The organism is Pseudomonas sp. NY15374, from assembly GCF_048068255.1.
Lineage (GTDB): Bacteria > Pseudomonadota > Gammaproteobacteria > Pseudomonadales > Pseudomonadaceae > Aquipseudomonas > Aquipseudomonas machongensis.
Genome location: NZ_JBLUPZ010000001.1, coordinates 422823 through 441162, shown reverse-complemented (window position 1 = coordinate 441162; position 18340 = coordinate 422823). Strand labels below are relative to the sequence as shown.

At 63.5% G+C, this 18340-nt stretch carries 18 protein-coding genes; 10 read left to right on the top strand and 8 right to left on the bottom strand.

What is annotated here, in order from left to right; translation table 11 throughout:
* Positions 1 to 44 precede the first annotated feature (44 nt).
* Positions 45 to 1241, top strand: a complete 1197-nt coding sequence (locus ACNFHO_RS02255; protein ID WP_054891505.1) for an MFS transporter — start codon at positions 45 to 47, stop codon at positions 1239 to 1241.
* Between the two features lie 4 nt (positions 1242 to 1245).
* On the opposite strand, the gene metC is transcribed toward ACNFHO_RS02255, so the two are convergent.
* The 6 genes from metC to ACNFHO_RS02225 form a co-directional block, all read right to left on the bottom strand.
* On the bottom strand, positions 1246 to 3942 hold the full coding sequence (metC, locus tag ACNFHO_RS02250; RefSeq protein WP_416765024.1) for a cystathionine beta-lyase: 2697 nt from the start codon (positions 3940 to 3942) through the stop codon (positions 1246 to 1248).
* 143 nt (positions 3943 to 4085) lie between these two features.
* Entirely contained in the window at positions 4086 to 4676 is a 591-nt protein-coding gene (locus tag ACNFHO_RS02245) for a cysteine dioxygenase (RefSeq protein ID WP_416765022.1), read from the bottom strand.
* 29 nt (positions 4677 to 4705) lie between these two features.
* Positions 4706 to 5524, bottom strand: a complete 819-nt coding sequence (locus tag ACNFHO_RS02240; RefSeq protein ID WP_416765021.1) for an amino acid ABC transporter ATP-binding protein — start codon at positions 5522 to 5524, stop codon at positions 4706 to 4708.
* Positions 5514 to 6194 (bottom strand): amino acid ABC transporter permease, encoded by a 681-nt coding sequence (locus tag ACNFHO_RS02235; protein ID WP_054891509.1) that lies wholly within the window; start codon positions 6192 to 6194, stop codon positions 5514 to 5516. The genes ACNFHO_RS02240 and ACNFHO_RS02235 overlap by 11 nt, the downstream gene beginning before the upstream one ends.
* A complete protein-coding gene (locus tag ACNFHO_RS02230) occupies positions 6184 to 6918 on the bottom strand; it encodes an amino acid ABC transporter permease (RefSeq protein WP_063545220.1) in 735 nt (244 codons plus the stop codon). The genes ACNFHO_RS02235 and ACNFHO_RS02230 overlap by 11 nt, the downstream gene beginning before the upstream one ends.
* Complete coding sequence (locus tag ACNFHO_RS02225) at positions 6918 to 7742, bottom strand: transporter substrate-binding domain-containing protein (RefSeq protein ID WP_416765019.1); 825 nt, start codon at positions 7740 to 7742, stop codon at positions 6918 to 6920. The genes ACNFHO_RS02230 and ACNFHO_RS02225 overlap by 1 nt, the downstream gene beginning before the upstream one ends.
* Before the next feature lie 277 nt (positions 7743 to 8019).
* Here ACNFHO_RS02225 and ACNFHO_RS02220 point away from each other — a divergent pair, with 277 nt between their 5' ends.
* From ACNFHO_RS02220 to ACNFHO_RS02190, 7 genes are all read left to right on the top strand, one after another.
* The gene (locus ACNFHO_RS02220; protein ID WP_063545222.1) at positions 8020 to 8877 is read left to right on the top strand and encodes a LysR substrate-binding domain-containing protein; all 858 of its coding nucleotides are present in this window, start codon (positions 8020 to 8022) and stop codon (positions 8875 to 8877) included.
* Positions 8878 to 8942: 65 nt separating this feature from the next.
* Entirely contained in the window at positions 8943 to 9311 is a 369-nt protein-coding gene (locus ACNFHO_RS02215; protein WP_063545223.1) for a glyoxalase superfamily protein, read from the top strand.
* A gap of 205 nt (positions 9312 to 9516) precedes the next feature.
* A complete protein-coding gene (locus ACNFHO_RS02210) occupies positions 9517 to 9909 on the top strand; it encodes a hypothetical protein (protein ID WP_416765018.1) in 393 nt (130 codons plus the stop codon).
* Positions 9909 to 10169 carry a hypothetical protein gene (locus tag ACNFHO_RS02205; protein ID WP_416765016.1) on the top strand — a complete coding sequence of 87 codons (261 nt, stop codon included), beginning with the start codon at positions 9909 to 9911 and terminating at the stop codon, positions 10167 to 10169. Before ACNFHO_RS02210 ends, ACNFHO_RS02205 begins: the two co-directional genes overlap by 1 nt.
* A gap of 223 nt (positions 10170 to 10392) precedes the next feature.
* Complete coding sequence (locus ACNFHO_RS02200) at positions 10393 to 11409, top strand: branched-chain amino acid aminotransferase (RefSeq protein WP_063545224.1); 1017 nt, start codon at positions 10393 to 10395, stop codon at positions 11407 to 11409.
* A 234-nt stretch (positions 11410 to 11643) separates the two neighbouring features.
* Positions 11644 to 12324 carry a response regulator transcription factor gene (locus ACNFHO_RS02195; RefSeq protein ID WP_054891589.1) on the top strand — a complete coding sequence of 227 codons (681 nt, stop codon included), beginning with the start codon at positions 11644 to 11646 and terminating at the stop codon, positions 12322 to 12324.
* Positions 12302 to 13681 carry a sensor histidine kinase gene (locus ACNFHO_RS02190; protein WP_065862604.1) on the top strand — a complete coding sequence of 460 codons (1380 nt, stop codon included), beginning with the start codon at positions 12302 to 12304 and terminating at the stop codon, positions 13679 to 13681. The genes ACNFHO_RS02195 and ACNFHO_RS02190 overlap by 23 nt, the downstream gene beginning before the upstream one ends.
* A gap of 76 nt (positions 13682 to 13757) precedes the next feature.
* Here ACNFHO_RS02190 and cysS read toward each other — a convergent pair whose 3' ends face one another.
* Together cysS and ACNFHO_RS02180 are read right to left on the bottom strand one after the other, a co-directional pair.
* Positions 13758 to 15140 carry a cysteine--tRNA ligase gene (cysS, locus tag ACNFHO_RS02185; protein ID WP_416765014.1) on the bottom strand — a complete coding sequence of 461 codons (1383 nt, stop codon included), beginning with the start codon at positions 15138 to 15140 and terminating at the stop codon, positions 13758 to 13760.
* Between the two features lie 9 nt (positions 15141 to 15149).
* Complete coding sequence (locus tag ACNFHO_RS02180; RefSeq protein WP_054891518.1) at positions 15150 to 16850, bottom strand: glutamine--tRNA ligase/YqeY domain fusion protein; 1701 nt, start codon at positions 16848 to 16850, stop codon at positions 15150 to 15152.
* A gap of 246 nt (positions 16851 to 17096) precedes the next feature.
* Here ACNFHO_RS02180 and ACNFHO_RS02175 point away from each other — a divergent pair, with 246 nt between their 5' ends.
* Both ACNFHO_RS02175 and ACNFHO_RS02170 read left to right on the top strand, forming a co-directional pair.
* Positions 17097 to 17597 (top strand): peptidylprolyl isomerase, encoded by a 501-nt coding sequence (locus ACNFHO_RS02175; RefSeq protein ID WP_063545226.1) that lies wholly within the window; start codon positions 17097 to 17099, stop codon positions 17595 to 17597.
* Positions 17594 to 18316 carry a UDP-2,3-diacylglucosamine diphosphatase gene (locus tag ACNFHO_RS02170; protein ID WP_416765013.1) on the top strand — a complete coding sequence of 241 codons (723 nt, stop codon included), beginning with the start codon at positions 17594 to 17596 and terminating at the stop codon, positions 18314 to 18316. The genes ACNFHO_RS02175 and ACNFHO_RS02170 overlap by 4 nt, the downstream gene beginning before the upstream one ends.
* Positions 18317 to 18340: the final 24 nt, after the last annotated feature.

The following is an 18340-nucleotide window of genomic DNA, read 5'->3' as shown; positions in this document are numbered from 1 at the left end:
CGAAAAGGCCCATACCGACATTTCCCAATGCCCGAGAATGGACTGTGGCCACCTACTCCCCCGTCATCCGCCGCCTGATGCTGAGCTCGCTGACCCTGGTGATCAGCCGCTCGCTCACCAGCCCCCTGTTGGCCTTGTTCCTCACGACACAACTGGGCATGGCCCAGCATGACGTCGGCTTGCTGATCAGTGTCGCCGCACTGTCGGGCACGGTGTTCGGCCTCTACGGCGGCTACGTGATCGACCGCTTCGACAAGCGTCGCCTGCTGGGCCTGGCGATGCTTTCGACCGCGATCGGTTTCCTCCTGCTGACCTTCGCCCAGGACGCCTGGCAGGCCGTGCTGACCCTGGTGCTGACCGAATCGGCCTCGGCGCTGTTCGTCATCGGTTCCAAGGCCATGCTCGGCGAGTACCTGGCCGTCGAGCAGCGCGCCAAGGCCTTCTCATTGCGCTACACCCTTACCAACATCGGCTATGCGACCGGCCCGATGCTCGGCGTGGTGCTGGTCGGGCTGCACCCGCTGGCGCCCTTCTGGACCGCCAGTGCGGTGGCACTGCTGAGCCTGTGGGTGATGAGCGCGGTTCCCGCGAGCACGGCGAGCAGCGCCCCGTCCGCGCAGCCGCCAACCCGCTTCATGGCGGTACTGGCGGCTGTGCGCACCGACCGCATCCTGTTGCTGTTTACCGCGGGCAGCTTGCTCAACGCACTGGTGCACGGCCGCTTCACCATCTACCTGTCGCAGTACCTGCTGGTGAAATACCCACCCGCGCAAGCCATGACCACCCTCTCGGCGCTGCTGGCCTGCAACGCCCTGGTGGTGATCGTCCTGCAATTCCAGTTCGGCCGTTTGCTCAGCCGTGACAACCTGGGGCGCTGGATGAGCATCGGTGCGGTGCTGTTCATCGGCGGGCTGGCGGGGTTCCTGTATGCCGACAACCTGATCAGCTGGTGCCTGGCAATGTTCGTCTTCACCCTGGGCGAGATGATCCTGCTGCCCAGCGAATTCCTGTTCATCGACAGCATTGCCCCTGAACACCTCAAGGGCAGTTACTACGGATTCCAGAACCTGGCGGCAGTCGGCGGCGCACTGAGCCCGGTACTGTGCGGCTACCTGCTGGGCACAGGCATGCCCGGCAGCATGTTCATCGCGCTGATGGTCACCGCCGCCTGCGGCGGCGGGTTGTGTGCTGCGGCATGCCTGTGGGCGCAGCGTCGGCGTGAGGGACCGCCGACGCTCTGACTCACTACACCTGGCGCAGGGCCTGGTCCAGATCGCGTTGCAACGAACGCACGTCCTCCAGCCCCACATGCAGGCGCACCAGGGGCCCGCCCAGGGTCGGCGCAAACTGGCGCTCGCGTGTCCCGGCCAAGGTCACCAGGCTTTCGTAGCCGCCCCAGGATGCACCGATCCCGAACAGGCGCAGGCCATTGACAAAGGCCTCGGCGCTCGCCAGCGATGGGTTCGCCAGGGTAAAACTGAGCAAGCCATTGCTACCGCTGAAATCGCGCTGCCACAAGGCGTGCCCAGGGTGCTCCGGCAAGGCTGGATGGAACACCTGCGCCACGTCCTCGCGCTGTTGCAACCAGCGCGCGATGTCCAACCCCTGACGCTCGTGCACGGCCATGCGGCTGGCCAGGCTGCGCGCACCACGCAACACCAGCCAGGCATCGTCGGGGCTTACGGTGCAGCCGCAGTTGTCGCTCATGCGCGAGAGCGCGGCAAAGGCTTCGCGAGTGGTGCAGACACTGCCCATCATCACGTCGCTGTGTCCGCCCAGGTACTTGGTCAAGGCCATGACCGAAATGTCGGCGCCCAAGGTCAGCGGCCGGTGCAGGTAGCCCGAGCCCCAGGTATTGTCGACGGCCAGCAGCACGCCGCGGGCCTTGCACAGGGCAGCCATGGCCGGCAGGTCGTTGAGCTCGTAGAGCAACGAGCTGGGGCTTTCGCTGTAGACCATGCGTGTTTCGGCGCGCAGCGCCTGCTCCAGGTCACGACCGTCGGCGGCGAAGTACTGCACCTGCACACCGAAGGGTTCGAGCAGCTCACGCGCCAGGCGCCGCACCGGATCGTAGACACCATCGCTGATCAGCAGATGATCTCCCGGACGCAAGTAGGCCAGGAACGTCTGCGCGATTGCCTGCAGGCCGGTGGCAAACAGCCGGGTGCGATACCCACCTTCCAGCTCGCTGACCAGGTCTTCCAGGGCAAAGGCCGTGGGGTTGCCACGGGCACCGTAGCTGAGCACACGCTCCTCGTCGCGACGGCTGCGGGCCTGGCGCATGTCGGCGACGCTGTCGAACAACACCGTGCTCAGGCGACTGACCGGCGGATTGACGCCATGCGCCCCTGCGCCCGGCTCGCCTCGCCCGCCGTGCACCAGGCGCGTGGCCACCGGGTCGACAGCGGTCAATGGGCTGAAGCTGCGGGTTTCGGCCTCGTTCATCTGGGCAATCAGGCCGGTTTCCCAGGCCAGGTACTGGCGCGCCGCGTCCTTGTTGCCGCTGTGCCGGTCATGGACGAAGAACAGGAAATCGATACAGGCCGCATCCGGCAACGACAGGTCGTTGTCCACCTGCGGCCAGTCGTCCAGCGATGCACGGGGGAACAGCCGCGCAGCCTGTTGCTGGGCAGGTGCCAGCTCGGCGAGCGCCAACTGTGCCACGCGCGGATCGTCGGCGATGAACACCAGGCGCTGCCCAGCTGCGCCCACCTGCTGCGCCAACTGCGGACGGATCGACCACCGGGCGCCTTGCAGGTGGCGCTTGCGGTAGGAGGTGCTGGAGCGCAGGTCGATCAGCAACGCCTCTGCAAGCTCATCGGCGCGGGCTTCGGCGAGGGTCACCGGCAATGGCGCAGCGACGTCCAGAGCCAGGCCGCTGTCCAGGCCGCCTTCGAGCACATGGGCCTCGTGGCCCATCTGGCGCAGCCAACTGGCGACCACCGGCGCACGCACGCCATCGGCGTCGAACAGCACCACGCGGGCCTTGCGCACACCGATATACAGGTCGGTGCCCTGGATCAGCTGGCCGCCTGGGCAATGCTGTGCGCCCGGCAGGCTGCCGGCGGCGAATTCTTCAGGGGTGCGCACGTCGCAGAGAAACAGGCTGCGCCCGGCGTCCGCGGCCCACTGCCGGACCTGTTGTGCGTCCACCCAGGCGACCCCCGCCTGCTGGGCCAATTGCCGCGCTCGCGCACGCTGTCTGGCCAGTGCGGCGCCGCTGTGTTCGGGATACGCGCGCTGGCTGCCGTGATCCAGCGGCAGGTCCACCAGGTACCAGCCTTGGGTGCCGTTCTCCAAGGCATAGACCGGGTTGTCTATGCCCAGGTTGATCAGCGTCTGCGCACCGATGATGCTGCGGGTGCGGCCGGCGCAATTGATCACCACGGGGGTGTGCGGGTCGCTCACCAGGTCTTCCAGGCGATAGCCCAGCTCGCCATTCGGACAGCAGGTGGCGCCGGGGATGCTCATCTTGGCGAACTCCTCCAGCGGGCGACCATCGAGCAGCACCAACGGCTTGCCTTGGCGCTGCCACTCGGCCAGCTCCTGGGCACTGATGCGCGGGGTGTGGCAGGCATGCTCGACCAGCTCGCCGAAAGCCTTCGAGGGCAAGTGCACACCGGCGAACAGCTCGAAACCGGCGCGCTGCCAGCCCAGGCTGCCGCCCTCCAGGCACTGCACGCAGGTGTAGCCCAACGCTAGCAGACGCTGGGCCCCGCGTTGGGCCAACGCACCGCCGTCCTCGTCGTAGACCACCACGCGTACCGCAGGATTGGGCGCCAGGCGCTGCGCTTCGAGCTCAAGGCGGCTGTAGGGCAGATTGACGGCGTAGAACAGGTGGGCCTCGCCGTATTGACCGTGCTCGCGCAGGTCGAACAGGGCGATTTCCTGGCCGTCGAACAGCCAGGTGTGCAGGAGCTCGGGGGTGATGCTGGGGATCATGGGACGCAGTCCGTGGTCGTTGGTGGGGTGCAGGGCTGGCAGATCGTGTCGCGCTTTTCGCGGGCAAGCCCGCTCCTACAGGTGCCTTACTGGGCATTCAGGATGTAGCAGCGGGCTTGCCCGCGAAAAGCGCGACACCGATCTCAAAGCCCGTAAGCCTCGATCGAAGGCGCCATCTGTGATTTGTTGTAGTTCACCACGCTGCCGTCATCCTTGACGCCGTAGCGGTGTTCCAGAGACTCCAGCGGGCGGCCATAGAGGTGGAAGTGCAGCGTCGGGCTGTCGCCCTCGACGCGGATGCCATGCAGGTCCTCGCCCAGGAAGGCCACCGAGGTTCCCGGCTGCACCACGATCTCGCGCTCCAGCGCCAGGGTGGCACGGGCCGGATCGCTGCCGTCGTCTTCGCGGCGGTACACGCGGTTGAGCTCCTGGCCCTCGACGGCGACGATGATCGCCCAGGTCTCATGGTTGTGCGGCAGGGTCGCCTTGCCCGGCAACAGCGAATTGACGTACAGGGTCGGCGACTCGCCGTCGTCGTTCAGGCGATAGCGAAACTGGGTTTCGCCGGTGGCGGCATCCGGGGCCGGAAAACGCTCGAAGTTGAACAATTCGCGGCGCTCGGCCAGGTCCTCGAGCAGCTTGACGATCTGCTGCAGGGCTGCACGGTCGACGCCGCGCGCATGGATGGCGCGCGCTTGCGCAAGGAACGGCTGGATCACGGAATCATGGGACATGGTCGGTCTCTCTTGGCTGGAGGCTGAAATCACACGCTGAGGCTGTAGCGCCCCAGGTTGGTCAATACATCGGGCGCCGGGCGGCTCGGGCGCTGGCTGCCCTCGCCCAGCGCGTGCTGGAGGAAGGCCTGGGTGCGCGCATGGGTCGGGGCACGGAACACCTGCTCGGCGCTGCCGTGCTCGACGATGCGGCCATGCTCGGTGAAGTACACCTGGTCGCTGATCTCTTCGGCAAAGCGCATCTCGTGGGTGACCAGCACGCAGGTCATGCCCTCCTCGGTCAACTCGCGGATCACCGCCAGCACCTCGCCGACCATCTCTGGGTCGAGCGCCGAGGTCACCTCATCGAACAGGATCAGCTTGGGCCGCATGGCCAGGGCACGGGCAATCGCCACGCGCTGCTGCTGGCCGCCGGAGAGCTCACCGGGAAATGCCGTGGCCTTGTGCCCCAGGCGGACTTTGTCGAGCAGTGCCAGGGCCTCGTCACGGACCTCCTGACGCGGGCGACCGAGCACCTTGGTCGGGGCGATCAGCAGGTTGTCGAGCACACTCAGGTGGGGAAACAGGTTGTACTGCTGGAAGACGAAACCGACCTGCTTGCGCAGGGCGATCAGCCCGGCTTCGCCCTGCAGGTGCTCCACCGCGGTATCGCCTATGCGGATACTGCCGCGCTGCGGGCGCAACAGCCCGGTCATGCAGCGCAGGATGGTCGATTTGCCTGAGCCGGACGGGCCGATGATCGACACCGCCTGCCCGGCCTGCACGTCCAGGTCGATACCGCGCAGCACCGGATTGTCGCCAAAGGCCAGGTGCACATCGCGAAGCTGGATCAAAGGTTCAGAAGGCATAGCGACGCTCCAGGCGTTGGGTCAGGCGGGCAATCGGGTAGCAGTAGACGAAGAACAACGCCAGCACACTGAAATACACCAGCACCGTGAAACCGCTGCGGTTGACGGTGTTGGCAGCGATCTGCGCGCTGTCGATCAGGTCGTGCACGCCCACCAGCGAAGCCAGTGCGGTGCCCATGGTCACCACCGCGTACAGGTTCATCCACGGCGGCAACATGCGCCGCAGGCACTGCGGCAGAATGATCGAGGAGAAAATCTGACCACGGCTGAAGGCCAGCGAACGCGCGGCCTCCCACTGAGTGGCCGGAATCGAAGCGACCGCGCCGCGGAAGATCTCGGCAACGTTGGCGCTGGCTGGCAGTGCAAGGCCCACAGTGACCTTGAGCCAGTCGGGAAAGGCCACCCAGGTACCGGCAATCTGCACATCGAACGGGAATACATAGGAGGTAAAGTAGATCAGCACCAACCAGGGCGCATTGCGAAACACCTGCACCCACAACCGCGCCACGCCGCGCAGGGGGCGCAGCGGCGACAGCAGCAGAATCCCCACCAACAGGCCCAGCAGCGTACCCAGGGCGATGGCTCCGACGCTGATCTGGATGTTCTGCAACAGGCCCGCGCCCAGGGTGGGCGACCACTGCCAGAGCGTGGCGAAATGCTCAATGGCCATAACCGGGCATCCTCAGGCGCGCTTCCAGGGCGCGGCCGATACAGTTGACTGCAAAGCTGAGCAGTCCGAAAAAGGCCAGGATCAGCAGCATCAGTTCGATGACGTTGTCGCCCTGGGTCCAGATCATGATCGACGCGTAGGTGATGTCGTTGACAGCGATGGCCGAGGCTACGGCGGTCATCTTCACCAGGTCGATCAGGTTGTTGACCAGCGCCGGCAAGGCGAAGCGCACGGCCAGTGGCAACTGCACCTGCAGCAGTTGCTGGCGACGGCTGAAGGCCAGCGAGCTGGCCGCTTCGAGGGTCACTGCCGGCACCGCCTCGATCCCTGCGCGCAGGGCTTCGGCATGAAAGGCGCCCTTGTGCAGGGAGATCACCAGCACCACCCAGGCGAAGGGGGTCATGGGGTTGGCACTGCCCAGGCTCTGGTTGATCAGCATGTTCAACACCAGGAAGGCGCAGTACAGCTGCACCAGGGTCGGCGTGTTACGCGTCACCTCGATGAAGGCCCGCGCCGGCCAAGCCAGCCAGCGCTGCCCGGACGTGACAGCAGCAGCCAGCAGCACACCCACCAGCAAGCTGCCGAGGATGCTGAACAGGCACAGACCGAGCGTGGTCAGCGCACCGTCGAGCAGCTTGCCGCTGGCGTAGGCGTCGAGCAGAAACGCATAGTTCAGGCCGAGATGGGCAAGCTGCCCCACCAGCCAGTGCAGGCTGTCGCTCATCAGGCGCCTTCGCCCTGCAGCTTGGCACGCAACTCCACCAGCGCCGGCGAGGCCGGGGTGATGTGGTTGGCCTGCTCACGTTCGATCAGCCAGCCACTGCGGTGCCATTGCTTGACGAACGGGTCCAGACGCTGCTGGGTGTCGGTTTCGCCCAGCCGGGTCCAGATCACCGAGGGCGCCGGGTTCAGCTCCGGGGTCAGGGCACGATAGCCGCTCCACTCTCCCCCCTTGGCCAACAGCGGATTGATCAGCGTGGCGTCATGCACGGCGGCCACGCAGTTGTTACCGCGCAGGGCCAGCAAGGATTCGGCGGAGGTCTTGAAGGCCTTGAGGTCGGCGCCCAGGTCGATCAGTGCCTGGATGTAGCTGCTGCCCTGGGAGGTGCACACCGGCTGGCCCTTGAGCTCGGCCCAGGTCTTGACCGGGCTGTCCTTGGCCAGCGCGGCGGTGCCGCCAACCCGGTAGAACGGCGTGGGCACATGGCCTAGCAGCTTGTCGCGCTCAGGTGTCCATTCCATGTTGGCAATCAGCAGATCGACCTTGCCTTGCTGCAAAAACTGCACGCGGTTGGCCGGCTGTACCGCGACCAGGTCGACCTCGACCCCCAACTGGCGCGCCAGGTCGCGGGCCAGGTCGACGCTGAAACCGATCGGCTCGCGGGTGTTCGGGTCGATGGCACCGAAGGGACCGCCGGAAAGCACCACCCCCACCGCCAGCTTGTGGCGCTGCTGGATCTTGTCCAGGGTGGCATCGGCCTGGGCAAGGCCGGTGGTGGCGAGCAACGCGGCAAACAGGCCGCGACGGGCAACGGTGGACAGCGACATGGTGGGGCTCCTCATCCCGGCAGCCGGAACACCCGGCCAATGAGGGCGCATCCTAGAAACTTGGTGGGATCAGGGGAAATGCAAATATTGACTATCGTTATAACTTGGATCGAATGAGTAGGAGCTTGATTTGGTATAAGCAGCGAAAACAAAGAGCATTGCATCCAGGCATTGCAAATTCAGGCCAAAAAAACATAATGTTTCTTTATCATTTATTGACTGACAGTAATGTAAAAGCGGGCGTTCCGCCTCCCCCACTCCAACCGCAGGCCCGCCCATGACCACACCCGCCCTGGACCTCGATCTGCTACGCACCTTCGTCGCCATCGTCGATCACACAAGCTTCGCCGAAGCCGGTCGCCACCTGGCCCGCACCCAGGCCTCGGTCACCCAGCACATGCAACGGCTGGAACAGCAGGTGGGCGTGGCGCTGCTGCGCAAGCAGGGCCGACACAAAGCCCTCACCGATGCCGGCCGCCAGTTGTTGCGCCATGCCCGGCAGATGCTCGCACTCAATGATGAAGCCCTCGCCGGCCTGCGTCAGGACGGCCTGAGCGGCGTGCTGCGGATCGGTTCGCCGCATGACATCGCCGACACCATCCTGCCACCTCTGCTCGGCCATATCGCCCGTTCGGCGCCGAACCTGCGCCTGGAGATAAACGTCGGCCGCAGCCCGTTCCTGATGGACGACCTGCAGCGTGGCAAGGTCGACATGGTCATTTCCACCGTCACCGCCCCCGGCGTGGAGGGTTTCGCCTTGCGCACCTCGCCGGTGTGGTGGATCTGTGCCGCGCAGTACCAGCACATCCCCGGCGAACCGCTACCGTTGGTGCTGGTGGACGAACCCAGCCTGTACCGCCGACTGGCCCTGGACGCCCTGGAACAGGCCGGCATCCCGTGGCGCCAGGCCTACCTGGCGTCCAACCTGATCGGCATCAAGGCTGCAGTCCGCGCAGGATTGGGCATCACCGCGCGCAGCCAGGAGATGGTCGGCCCGGACATGCGCGTGCTCGGCCAGAGCGACGGCCTGCCGCCACTGCCGGACGTCACCTACCACCTGTGGGTGCGGGCCAACACGGTCAACCCGCTGGTGCGCCAGGCCTATGCCATGGTGCGCGCCAGCGTGGGGCTGTGAGCCAATCGCCATGGCCCACCGCGATGCGCTAGAGTGGCGACCTCTCACCCGGTAAGGATGCCTCCATGCAATTCGCCCCCGCCATTCCCGTGCTGCGCATCTTCTCGGTCGACAAGGCCAAGGAGTTCTACCTCGACTTCCTGGGCTTCAGCCTCGACTGGGAACACCGCTTCGCCCCGGACCTGCCGCTGTATGCGCAGATTCATCGCGACGGGCTGATCCTGCACCTGTCCGAACACTATGGCGACGCCACGCCAGGCTCTACCGTGTTTGCCCGAGTCGAAGATCTGAAGGCGCTCGAAAGCGAACTGCAGGCCAAAAAGTACGGTTATTCACGCCCCGAAGCCGAGCAGGTGGACTGGGGTCTGCAAATGCAGATCCGTGATCCGTTCGGCAATTTGCTGCGGTTTTGTCAGCAGATAGGGGATGCATAGCATTACTGAAAACTCCTACACACTACTTAGAAGCAAGTGAATAGGCTCAGCAGCGAAAGTTCTGCATTGTGCGCGAACCTGAAATGGATTCGACACCAATAAGGAACTTCGCTTGCAGGTTACAAGGACATATCAAGTCGTCAGTCATCACGGGATCACATTCCAAATCAACGAATTGATCGTCCAACCCTCAGATCGAAGCCGCTTGAACCAGCTTTGTTTTACCGCGGCCCGTCAAGATAATTATCGAATTACCGACCTCATCATTGATGTCTACGATCGCATGCAGGCAAATGACAGGCCGTGCTCGCTGCGTGTAGCCATCTCCTCCCCTCTCACTCGAAGCCAGGCTGACCTGTTGAACGAGCAGCGCAACAGCATCGGCGCCTTATTTGGAAGCGCTGTCAGCACCCCGATCGGGACCGTTACGCTTGCAGGAGGCTTGGTAGTGGGCGGCCTGGTCGGCTCCTATGTCACCAGTCGCATCCCTACATTCCACTCCGGAGACAGAATTGTCAGTATTCAAGCCCAAGTTCAAGGCGGCATAGGACCTCAGCGCACCAACAAGAGCCTGATCATCAACAGTCGAGCCACCTGATGAACGATCTGATCAGCATCATCTTATTGTCCCTGATTGCGCTCATCACAGACCGAATCCTTTGTCGTCCAAACATGCGCAAGTGGGCGGGCATCGCATTAATGTCATGTGCCATCGCAAGCCTTTTCTTTCTCGGACATGGAGCATTGCTGGGCATCCCAGGGTTTCTATGGCCGATATTTCTCGCCGCCACAGGAATCCACCTGCTTACCAAGCAGACGAAACATTGTTCAGATGCCGATCAGGGAGAAGGCTCGTAGCACAACGGTACAGAGCGAGCACTGCGGATAGGCCACACGGCTACGCAAAATACCTCACGCCCGACCAGAGCCCCCACCAGCACTGCACTGCAGATCATCCGACAGCCAGCCAACCAATTCATGACTGGCCGTTCCCCATCCTCTGCGGATGTATTATCGTGGCGAGGTGCGCATTTAAAAGCAGCCCGAGCGATCGGGCCTCTGCAAGACAATAGAGGGTGTCATGAGCAACGAGATCAACTGGGACAAGCTGGGCTTCGACTACATCAAGACCGACAAGCGCTACCTGTCCGTGTGGCGCAACGGCGAGTGGGACAAAGGCACCCTGACCGACGACAACGTGCTGCACATCAGCGAAGGCTCGACTGCCCTGCACTACGGCCAGCAATGCTTCGAGGGCCTGAAGGCCTACCGCTGCAAGGACGGCTCGATCAACCTGTTCCGCCCGGACCAGAACGCCGCACGCATGCAGCGCAGCTGCGCCCGCCTGCTGATGCCACACGTGCCGACCGATGTGTTCATCGAGGCGTGCAAGCAGGTGGTCAAGGCCAACGAGAAGTTCGTCCCGCCGCATGGCAAGGGTGCCCTGTACCTGCGTCCGTTCGTGATCGGCACCGGTGACAACATCGGCGTGCGCACCGCGCCGGAGTTCATCTTCTCGGTGTTCGCCATCCCGGTTGGCTCGTACTTCAAGGGCGGCATGAAGCCGCACAACTTCCAGATCTCCAGCTTCGACCGCGCCGCCCCGCAGGGCACCGGTGCAGCCAAGGTGGGGGGCAACTATGCCGCCAGCCTGCAACCGGGTTCCGAAGCGAAGAAAGCCAACTTCGCCGATGCCATCTACCTGGATCCGCTGACCCACACCAAGATCGAGGAAGTCGGGTCGGCCAACTTCTTCGGCATTACCGCCAACAACGAGTTCGTCACGCCAAAATCGGCCTCGGTCCTGCCCGGTATCACTCGCCTGTCGCTGATGGAACTGGCGCAATCGCGCCTGGGCCTGACCGTGATCGAAGGCGACGTCGAAATCAACAAGCTTGACCGCTTCATCGAAGCGGGCGCTTGCGGTACCGCCGCAGTGATCACTCCGATCGGCGGCATCGAGTACAACGGCAAACTGCACGTGTTCCACGACCTGGAAAAGGTCGGCCCGGTCACCCAGAAGCTTTACAACGAGCTGACCGGCATCCAGAGCGGTGACGTCGAAGCACCGGCGGGCTGGATCATCAAGGTCGCCTGAGGCATCGCCTTGCAATGAAAACGGGGCGTGCCAGCAATGGCACGCCCCGTTTTCATTGCTGTCAGGGCCGGTTTCTTTGCAGGCGAGTCTGCTCCCCAACGGAGTCGCGCTGAACGCCAAACGCGTGAAAACACCGATACTGGCACCCTGCCTCTGATAGATGAATTTTTCTTAAATCGCCGTTTGTCTATTCTTTGGCACAATCAGCCATCCAATCGCCGCCCAGGTATTAGCATGCCCCGCGTACTGACTATCGAAGACGACGCCGTCACCGCCCAGGAAATCGTCGCCGAACTTTCCAGCCACGGGCTGGAGGTCGACTGGGCAGACAATGGCCGCGAAGGCCTGGCCAAGGCCATTGCCGGCGGCTATGACCTGATCACCGTGGACCGGATGCTCCCGGAAGTCGACGGCCTGACCATCGTCACCACCCTGCGCAGCCTGAAGATCGCCACGCCCATCCTGATGATCAGCGCCCTGTCGGATGTCGACGAGCGCGTGCGCGGCCTGCGCGCAGGTGGCGACGACTACCTGACCAAGCCCTTCGCCTCCGACGAGATGGCGGCCCGCGTCGAGGTGCTGCTGCGGCGCAACAGCGTGCCCATGACCCAGACCCGCCTCCAGGTCGCCGACCTGGAGCTGGACTTGATCAGCCATGAGGCCCGACGCGGCGAGAGCAGCCTGAACCTGCTGCCAACCGAATACAAACTGCTCGAATACCTGATGCGTCACTCCGGGCAGGTCATCACTCGCATGATGATCTTCGAGGAAGTGTGGGGTTATCACTTCGATCCCGGCACCAACCTGATCGACGTCCATATCGGTCGTCTGCGCAAGAAGATCGACCCACCCGGCCAGACACCGCTGATCCGAACCGTACGGGGCTCCGGTTATGCCATTGCTGAACCCATCTAAGGGCTGGAGCTCCTCGACCAGCCGCCTGCTGGCGCTGTACAGCTTCCTGTTCGTGGCCTGGAGCAGCATCCTCATGGGGGTGCTGTACTTCGAGGTCACCAGCTACCTCAACAAGCTGACCCGCCACTCCATGCTGCAACGTCAGCACCTCTTCGCGCACATGACCGGCAAGCAGCTGGACGATGCGTTGATCGCCAGCCAGGCCTTCGAGGAACGCAGCTTCGACGCGTACGGCCTGTTCGACCCGCAGCTCAATCCCATCGGCGGTCGTATCCGCTCGATTCCGTCGGAATTGGGCCTGGACGGCAAGGTTCACGAACTCAAGCGTTGCCTGGATGCCGACGATCCGCACCTGCCGCGCGACAGCTGTGATGCCGTGGCGATCCGCATCCCCGATGGGCGCTGGCTGGTGCTGGTGCGCGACAACGGCTCGCTGTTCGTGGTGACCCGGATCATTCTGCACGCGCTGCTCTGGGGCATTTCGCTGACGCTGATTCCCGGTTTCGCCGGCTGGTACCTGCTACGCAGGCGCCCGCTCAAGCGTATCCGCGCCGTACAGGCGAGCGCCGAGCTGATCGTGGCCGGCGATCTCACCCACCGCTTGCCGCTGTCAGCACGACGAGACGAGCTGGACATGCTGGCCGCGATCGTCAACGCCATGCTCGACCGCATCGAACGGCTGATGCACGAGGTCAAGGGTGTCTGCGACAACATTGCCCACGACCTGCGTACACCGCTGACCCGCCTGCGCGCCCAGCTCTACCGCATTCGCCAGCAGAGCGGAGCGAACTCGCCGGAAGCCGAAGCGCTGGATCAAGCCATTAGCGAGACCGACACCCTGATGGCACGTTTCCGCGGCCTGCTGCGCATCAGCGAGCTGGAAGACCGCCAACGCCGCGCAGGGTTCGTCGAGCTTGATCCGCACAATTTGCTGGTGGAGTTGCACGACTTCTACCTGCCGCTCGCAGAGGATGGCAGCATTCGCCTGCAACTGGAGCAGCCTGCGCATCTGCCCGCGCTGCACGGCGACCGCGAACTGCTGTTCGAGGCTTTGGCCAACCTGGTCGGCAACGGCATCAAGTTCACCCCGGAGGGTGGGCAGGTACGGATCCAGGCACTGCACGACGACGATGGCGTGCATATCGCCATCGAGGACAGCGGACCGGGGATTCCGGAACAGGAGCGTGCTGCGGTGCTCAAGCGCTTCTATCGCAGCGAGGAAGGACATCGTCACCCAGGGTTCGGGCTAGGCTTGTCGATCGTCGCAGCGATCGTCGACCTGCATGGGTTCAGACTGGAAGTGGGCAGTAGCGAGCTGGGTGGAGCGAAGCTGGTGCTGCACTGCTCGACGGCCTGAAAAACGTCACGGGACAAGTCGGTTCGGTGCCCCGACTTGTCCCGCAACAGGGTTGCTGGGCAGCCCTCGAGTCGTATCAGTCAGCCAGACGCCAGGTGGTGGTGCCTTTGCTGTCTTCAAGTACCACACCCATGGCAGCCAATTGATCGCGAATGCGATCGGACTCTGCCCAGTTCTTGTCCGTACGCGCCTGCAAACGCGCCTGGATCAAGGCTTCGACCTCGGCAGCATCGACCTTGCCTTCGGCACCGGCACGCAAAAAGTCGTCGGCATCGAGCTGCAGCACACCCAGTACATCACCCAGCTCACGCAGGCGACCGGCAAGGCCTGCCGCTGCCTCAGCGTCGCTGTCGCGCAGGCGGTTAATCTCGCGGACCAGGTCGAACAGCACGGCGCAGGCTTCAGGGCTGCCGAAGTCATCGTTCATCGCCACGCTGAACCGCTCGACGAACGCCTCGCCACCCTTGGCGGCGACGCGCGGCAGGCCACGCAGTGCGTGATAGAAACGCTCCAGGGCGCCCTTGGCATCGCGCAAGCTGTCTTCGGAGTAATTGATGGCGCTGCGGTAGTGGCTGGCCACCAGCAGATAACGCACCACCTCCGGGTGGTACTTCTCGAGCACGTCGCGAATGGTGAAGAAGTTGTTCAGCGACTTCGACATCTTCTCGCCATTGATGCGAATCATGCCGCAGTGCATCCAGGCCGCCGCATAAGGCTTGCCGGTGGCCGCCTCGCTCTGGGCGATCTCGTTCTCGTGGTGCGGGAACTCGAGGTCGCTGCCACCACCGTGGATGTCGAAGCTCTCGCCCAGGCAGCAGGTGGACATCACCGAGCACTCGATGTGCCAGCCCGGACGACCTGGGCCCCAGGGCGAATCCCAGCTCGGCTCGCCCGGCTTGGCGCCCTTCCACAGGACGAAGTCCAGCGGATCCTGCTTGGCCTCGTCGACCTCGATCCGCGCGCCGATACGCAGGTCTTCGATCTTGCGTCGCGACAGCTTGCCGTAGCCGACGAACTTGCCGACGCGGTAGTACACGTCGCCATTGCCCGGCGCGTAGGCATAGCCCTTGTCGATCAGGGTCTGGATCATCGCGTGCATGCCGGGGATGTGATCGGTGGCACGCGGCTCCAGGTCCGGCTTGAGGATGTTGAGACGACGCTCATCCTCATGCATGGCATCGATCATGCGCGCAGTCAGCTCATCGAAGCGCTCGCCGTTTTCATTGGCGCGGTTGATGATCTTGTCGTCGATGTCGGTGATGTTGCGCACGTACGTGAGCGCGTAGCCACTCTTGCGCAGCCAACGGGTGATCAGGTCGAACGCCACCATGCTGCGACCATGGCCCAGGTGGCAGTAGTCGTACACGGTCATGCCGCAGACGTACATGCGCACGTTGTTGCCATCCAGGGGTTTGAAGACTTCCTTGGTCTTGCTCAGGGTGTTGTAGATGTTAAGCACGAGGATTCCTTAGCTGCCCCACGAATCGCGCAGGGTCACGGTGCGGTTGAACACCGGGCGACCCGGCTGGCTGTCTTTCAGGTCGGCGCAGAAGTAGCCTTCACGCTCGAACTGGAAGCGATCTTCTGGCTGGGCCTGGCCCAGCGAAGGTTCGGCACGACAACCCGTCAGCACCTGCAGCGATTGCGGATTGATATTTTCAAGGAAGCTGCCGCCCTCATCGGTTTTCTCCGGATTGGGCGAGCGGAACAGGCGGTCGTACAGGCGCACCTCGCACTCGATGCTGGCGGCGGCCGGTACCCAGTGGATCACGCCCTTGACCTTGCGACCCTCGGGGTTCTTGCCCAGGGTGTCCGGATCGTACGAGCAGCGCAGCTCGACGATATTGCCCTCGGCATCCTTGATCGCCTCGTCGGCACGAATTACATAGCTGCCGCGCAGGCGCACTTCACCGGCTGGCTCCAGGCGCTTGTATCCCTTGGGCGGCTCTTCCATGAAGTCATCGCGGTCAATGTACAGCTCACGGGCGAACGGCAGGACGCGCACGCCCATGTCTTCCTTCGGGTGGCGCGGCAGTTCGAGCTGCTCGACCTGGCCTTCAGGGTAGTTGGTGATCACCACCTTCAGCGGACGCAGTACGCACATGGCGCGCGGCGCGGTGCGGTCGAGGTCGTCACGGATGCTGAACTCGAGCATCGACATGTCGACCACGCCATCGGAACGGTTGGTGCCGACCATGTCGCAGAAGTTGCGGATCGAGGCCGGGGTGTAGCCACGACGGCGGTAGCCGGAGAGCGTGGACATGCGCGGATCGTCCCAACCCTCGACGTGCTGCTCGTCCACCAACTGCTTGAGCTTGCGCTTGGAGGTGATGGTGTAGTTCAGGTTCAGGCGGCTGAACTCGTACTGGCGCGGATGCGCCGGGACCGGCAGGTTGTCGAGGAACCAGTCGTACAGTGGACGATGGCCCTCGAACTCCAGGGTGCAGATCGAGTGGGTAATGCCCTCGATGGCGTCCGACTGGCCGTGGGTGAAGTCGTAGTTGGGGTAGATGCACCACTTGTCACCGGTCTGGTGGTGGTGGGCATGGCGGATGCGGTAAAGAATGGGGTCGCGCAGGTTCATGTTGGGCGAAGCCATGTCGATCTTGGCACGCAGCACACGCTCACCGTCCTTGAACTCGCCAGCCTTCATGCGCGCGAACAGGTCGAGGTTCTCCTCGACGCTGCGCTCGCGGAACGGGCTGTTCTTGCCGGGCTGGGTCAGGGTGCCGCGATATTCCTTGGCCTGCTCGGGGGTCAGGTCGCAGACGTAGGCCTTGCCGCGCTTGATCAGCTCGACCGCCCAGTCGTGCAACTGGTCGAAATAATCGGAAGCAAAGCGCACCGGACCGGTCCACTCGAAGCCCAGCCACTTGACATCACGCTGGATGGCGTCGATGTACTCCTGGTCCTCCTTGGCCGGGTTGGTGTCGTCGAAACGCAAGTGGCAGGCGCCACCGAACTCCTGGGCCAGACCGAAGTTGACGCAGATCGACTTGGCGTGGCCGATGTGCAGATAACCGTTCGGTTCCGGCGGGAAGCGGGTGACGATACTGCTGTGCTTGCCCGAGTCCAGGTCAGCCTGGACGATCGGTCGCAGGAAGTTCGCAGGGACGGCGGGGGCGCCTTTGGCAGCGGCGTTGGTCGCGTTGTCGGTGGGCTTGCTCATAGGATCCTTGAATGCAGATGTCCGGTCCGGGTAGGCCGATTGAATCAAAGGGCCTATCATAGCCGAAGCAGTCAAGCTGCTGACAGCCGGGCACCGACAAACTGGCGCGATTTCTCGCAGCGTTTTGTCGCCAGCTGGCAAAATGGCCGCCGCGCGCCTTGTGTCGCCGCCGCCAGATCCTGCGTCAGGTACAGTACGCGACCTGTGCACCCTATTCCCGAATGCCTTGAAAGAGCGAATTTCAGCATGTCCAAAGTCAAACTGAGCACCAACCACGGCGACATCGTTCTGCAACTGAACGCCGAAAAAGCCCCGCAAACCGTCGAGAACTTCGTTCAATACGTCAAGGACGGCCACTTCGACGGCACCGTGTTCCACCGTGTGATCAAGGGCTTCATGATCCAGGGCGGTGGTTTCGAGCCTGGCATGAACCAGAAGAAAACCCGCGCCAGCATCCAGAACGAAGCCGACAACGGCCTGAAGAACACCAAGTACAGCATCGCCATGGCCCGCACCATGGAGCCGCACTCGGCCTCGGCGCAGTTCTTCATCAACGCTTCCGACAACGACTTCCTCAACCACAGCGGCAAGAACGTGCAGGGCTGGGGCTACGCGGTGTTCGGCGAAGTGACCGAAGGCCGTGAAGTGGTCGATGCCATCGAGAAAGTCGCCACCGGTTCCAAGGCTGGCCACCAGGACGTGCCGAAGGACGACGTGATCATCGAGAAAGCCGAGATCATTGAGTGATCCTGCTGATCTCCGATCTGCACCTGCAAGAAGAACGCCCGGACATTACCCGGGCGTTTCTTGATCTGCTCGATGGGCGGGCGCGACACGCCAAGGCGCTGTACATTCTTGGCGACTTCTTCGATGCCTGGATCGGCGACGATGCCATGACGCCGTTCCAGCAATCGATCTGCCAGGCGTTGCGCACGCTGTCCGACAGCGGCACGGCGATCTACCTGATGCACGGCAACCGCGACTTTCTCATCGGCCAGGACTTCTGCAAGGCCGCTGGCTGTACCCTGCTGGCCGACCCTAGCGTGGTTGAGCTGGGCGGTGAGCCGGTACTGCTGATGCATGGCGACACCCTGTGCACCCGCGACGTGGCCTACATGAAGCTGCGCCGCTACCTGCGCAACCCGCTGAGCCTCTGGATTCTGCGTCATTTGCCGCGGTCCACGCGCCAGAAACTGGCGCGCAAGCTGCGCAGTGAAAGCCAGGCGCAGGTGCGGATGAAGAACACTGAAATCGTCGATGTCACCCCCGACGAAGTGCCCAAGGTGATGAGCGAGCACGGTGTGCGCACGCTGATCCATGGCCATACTCACCGCCCTGCCCTGCACAAGCTGGTGGTCGAGGGCCAGCCGGCTCGGCGCATCGTACTGGGGGACTGGGATCGCCGAGGCTGGGCGCTGCAGGTGGACGACCAGGGCATGCACCTGGCGCCGTTCGAATTTTCCTGACGCGCAGGCCCTGAGGCGGCTCGT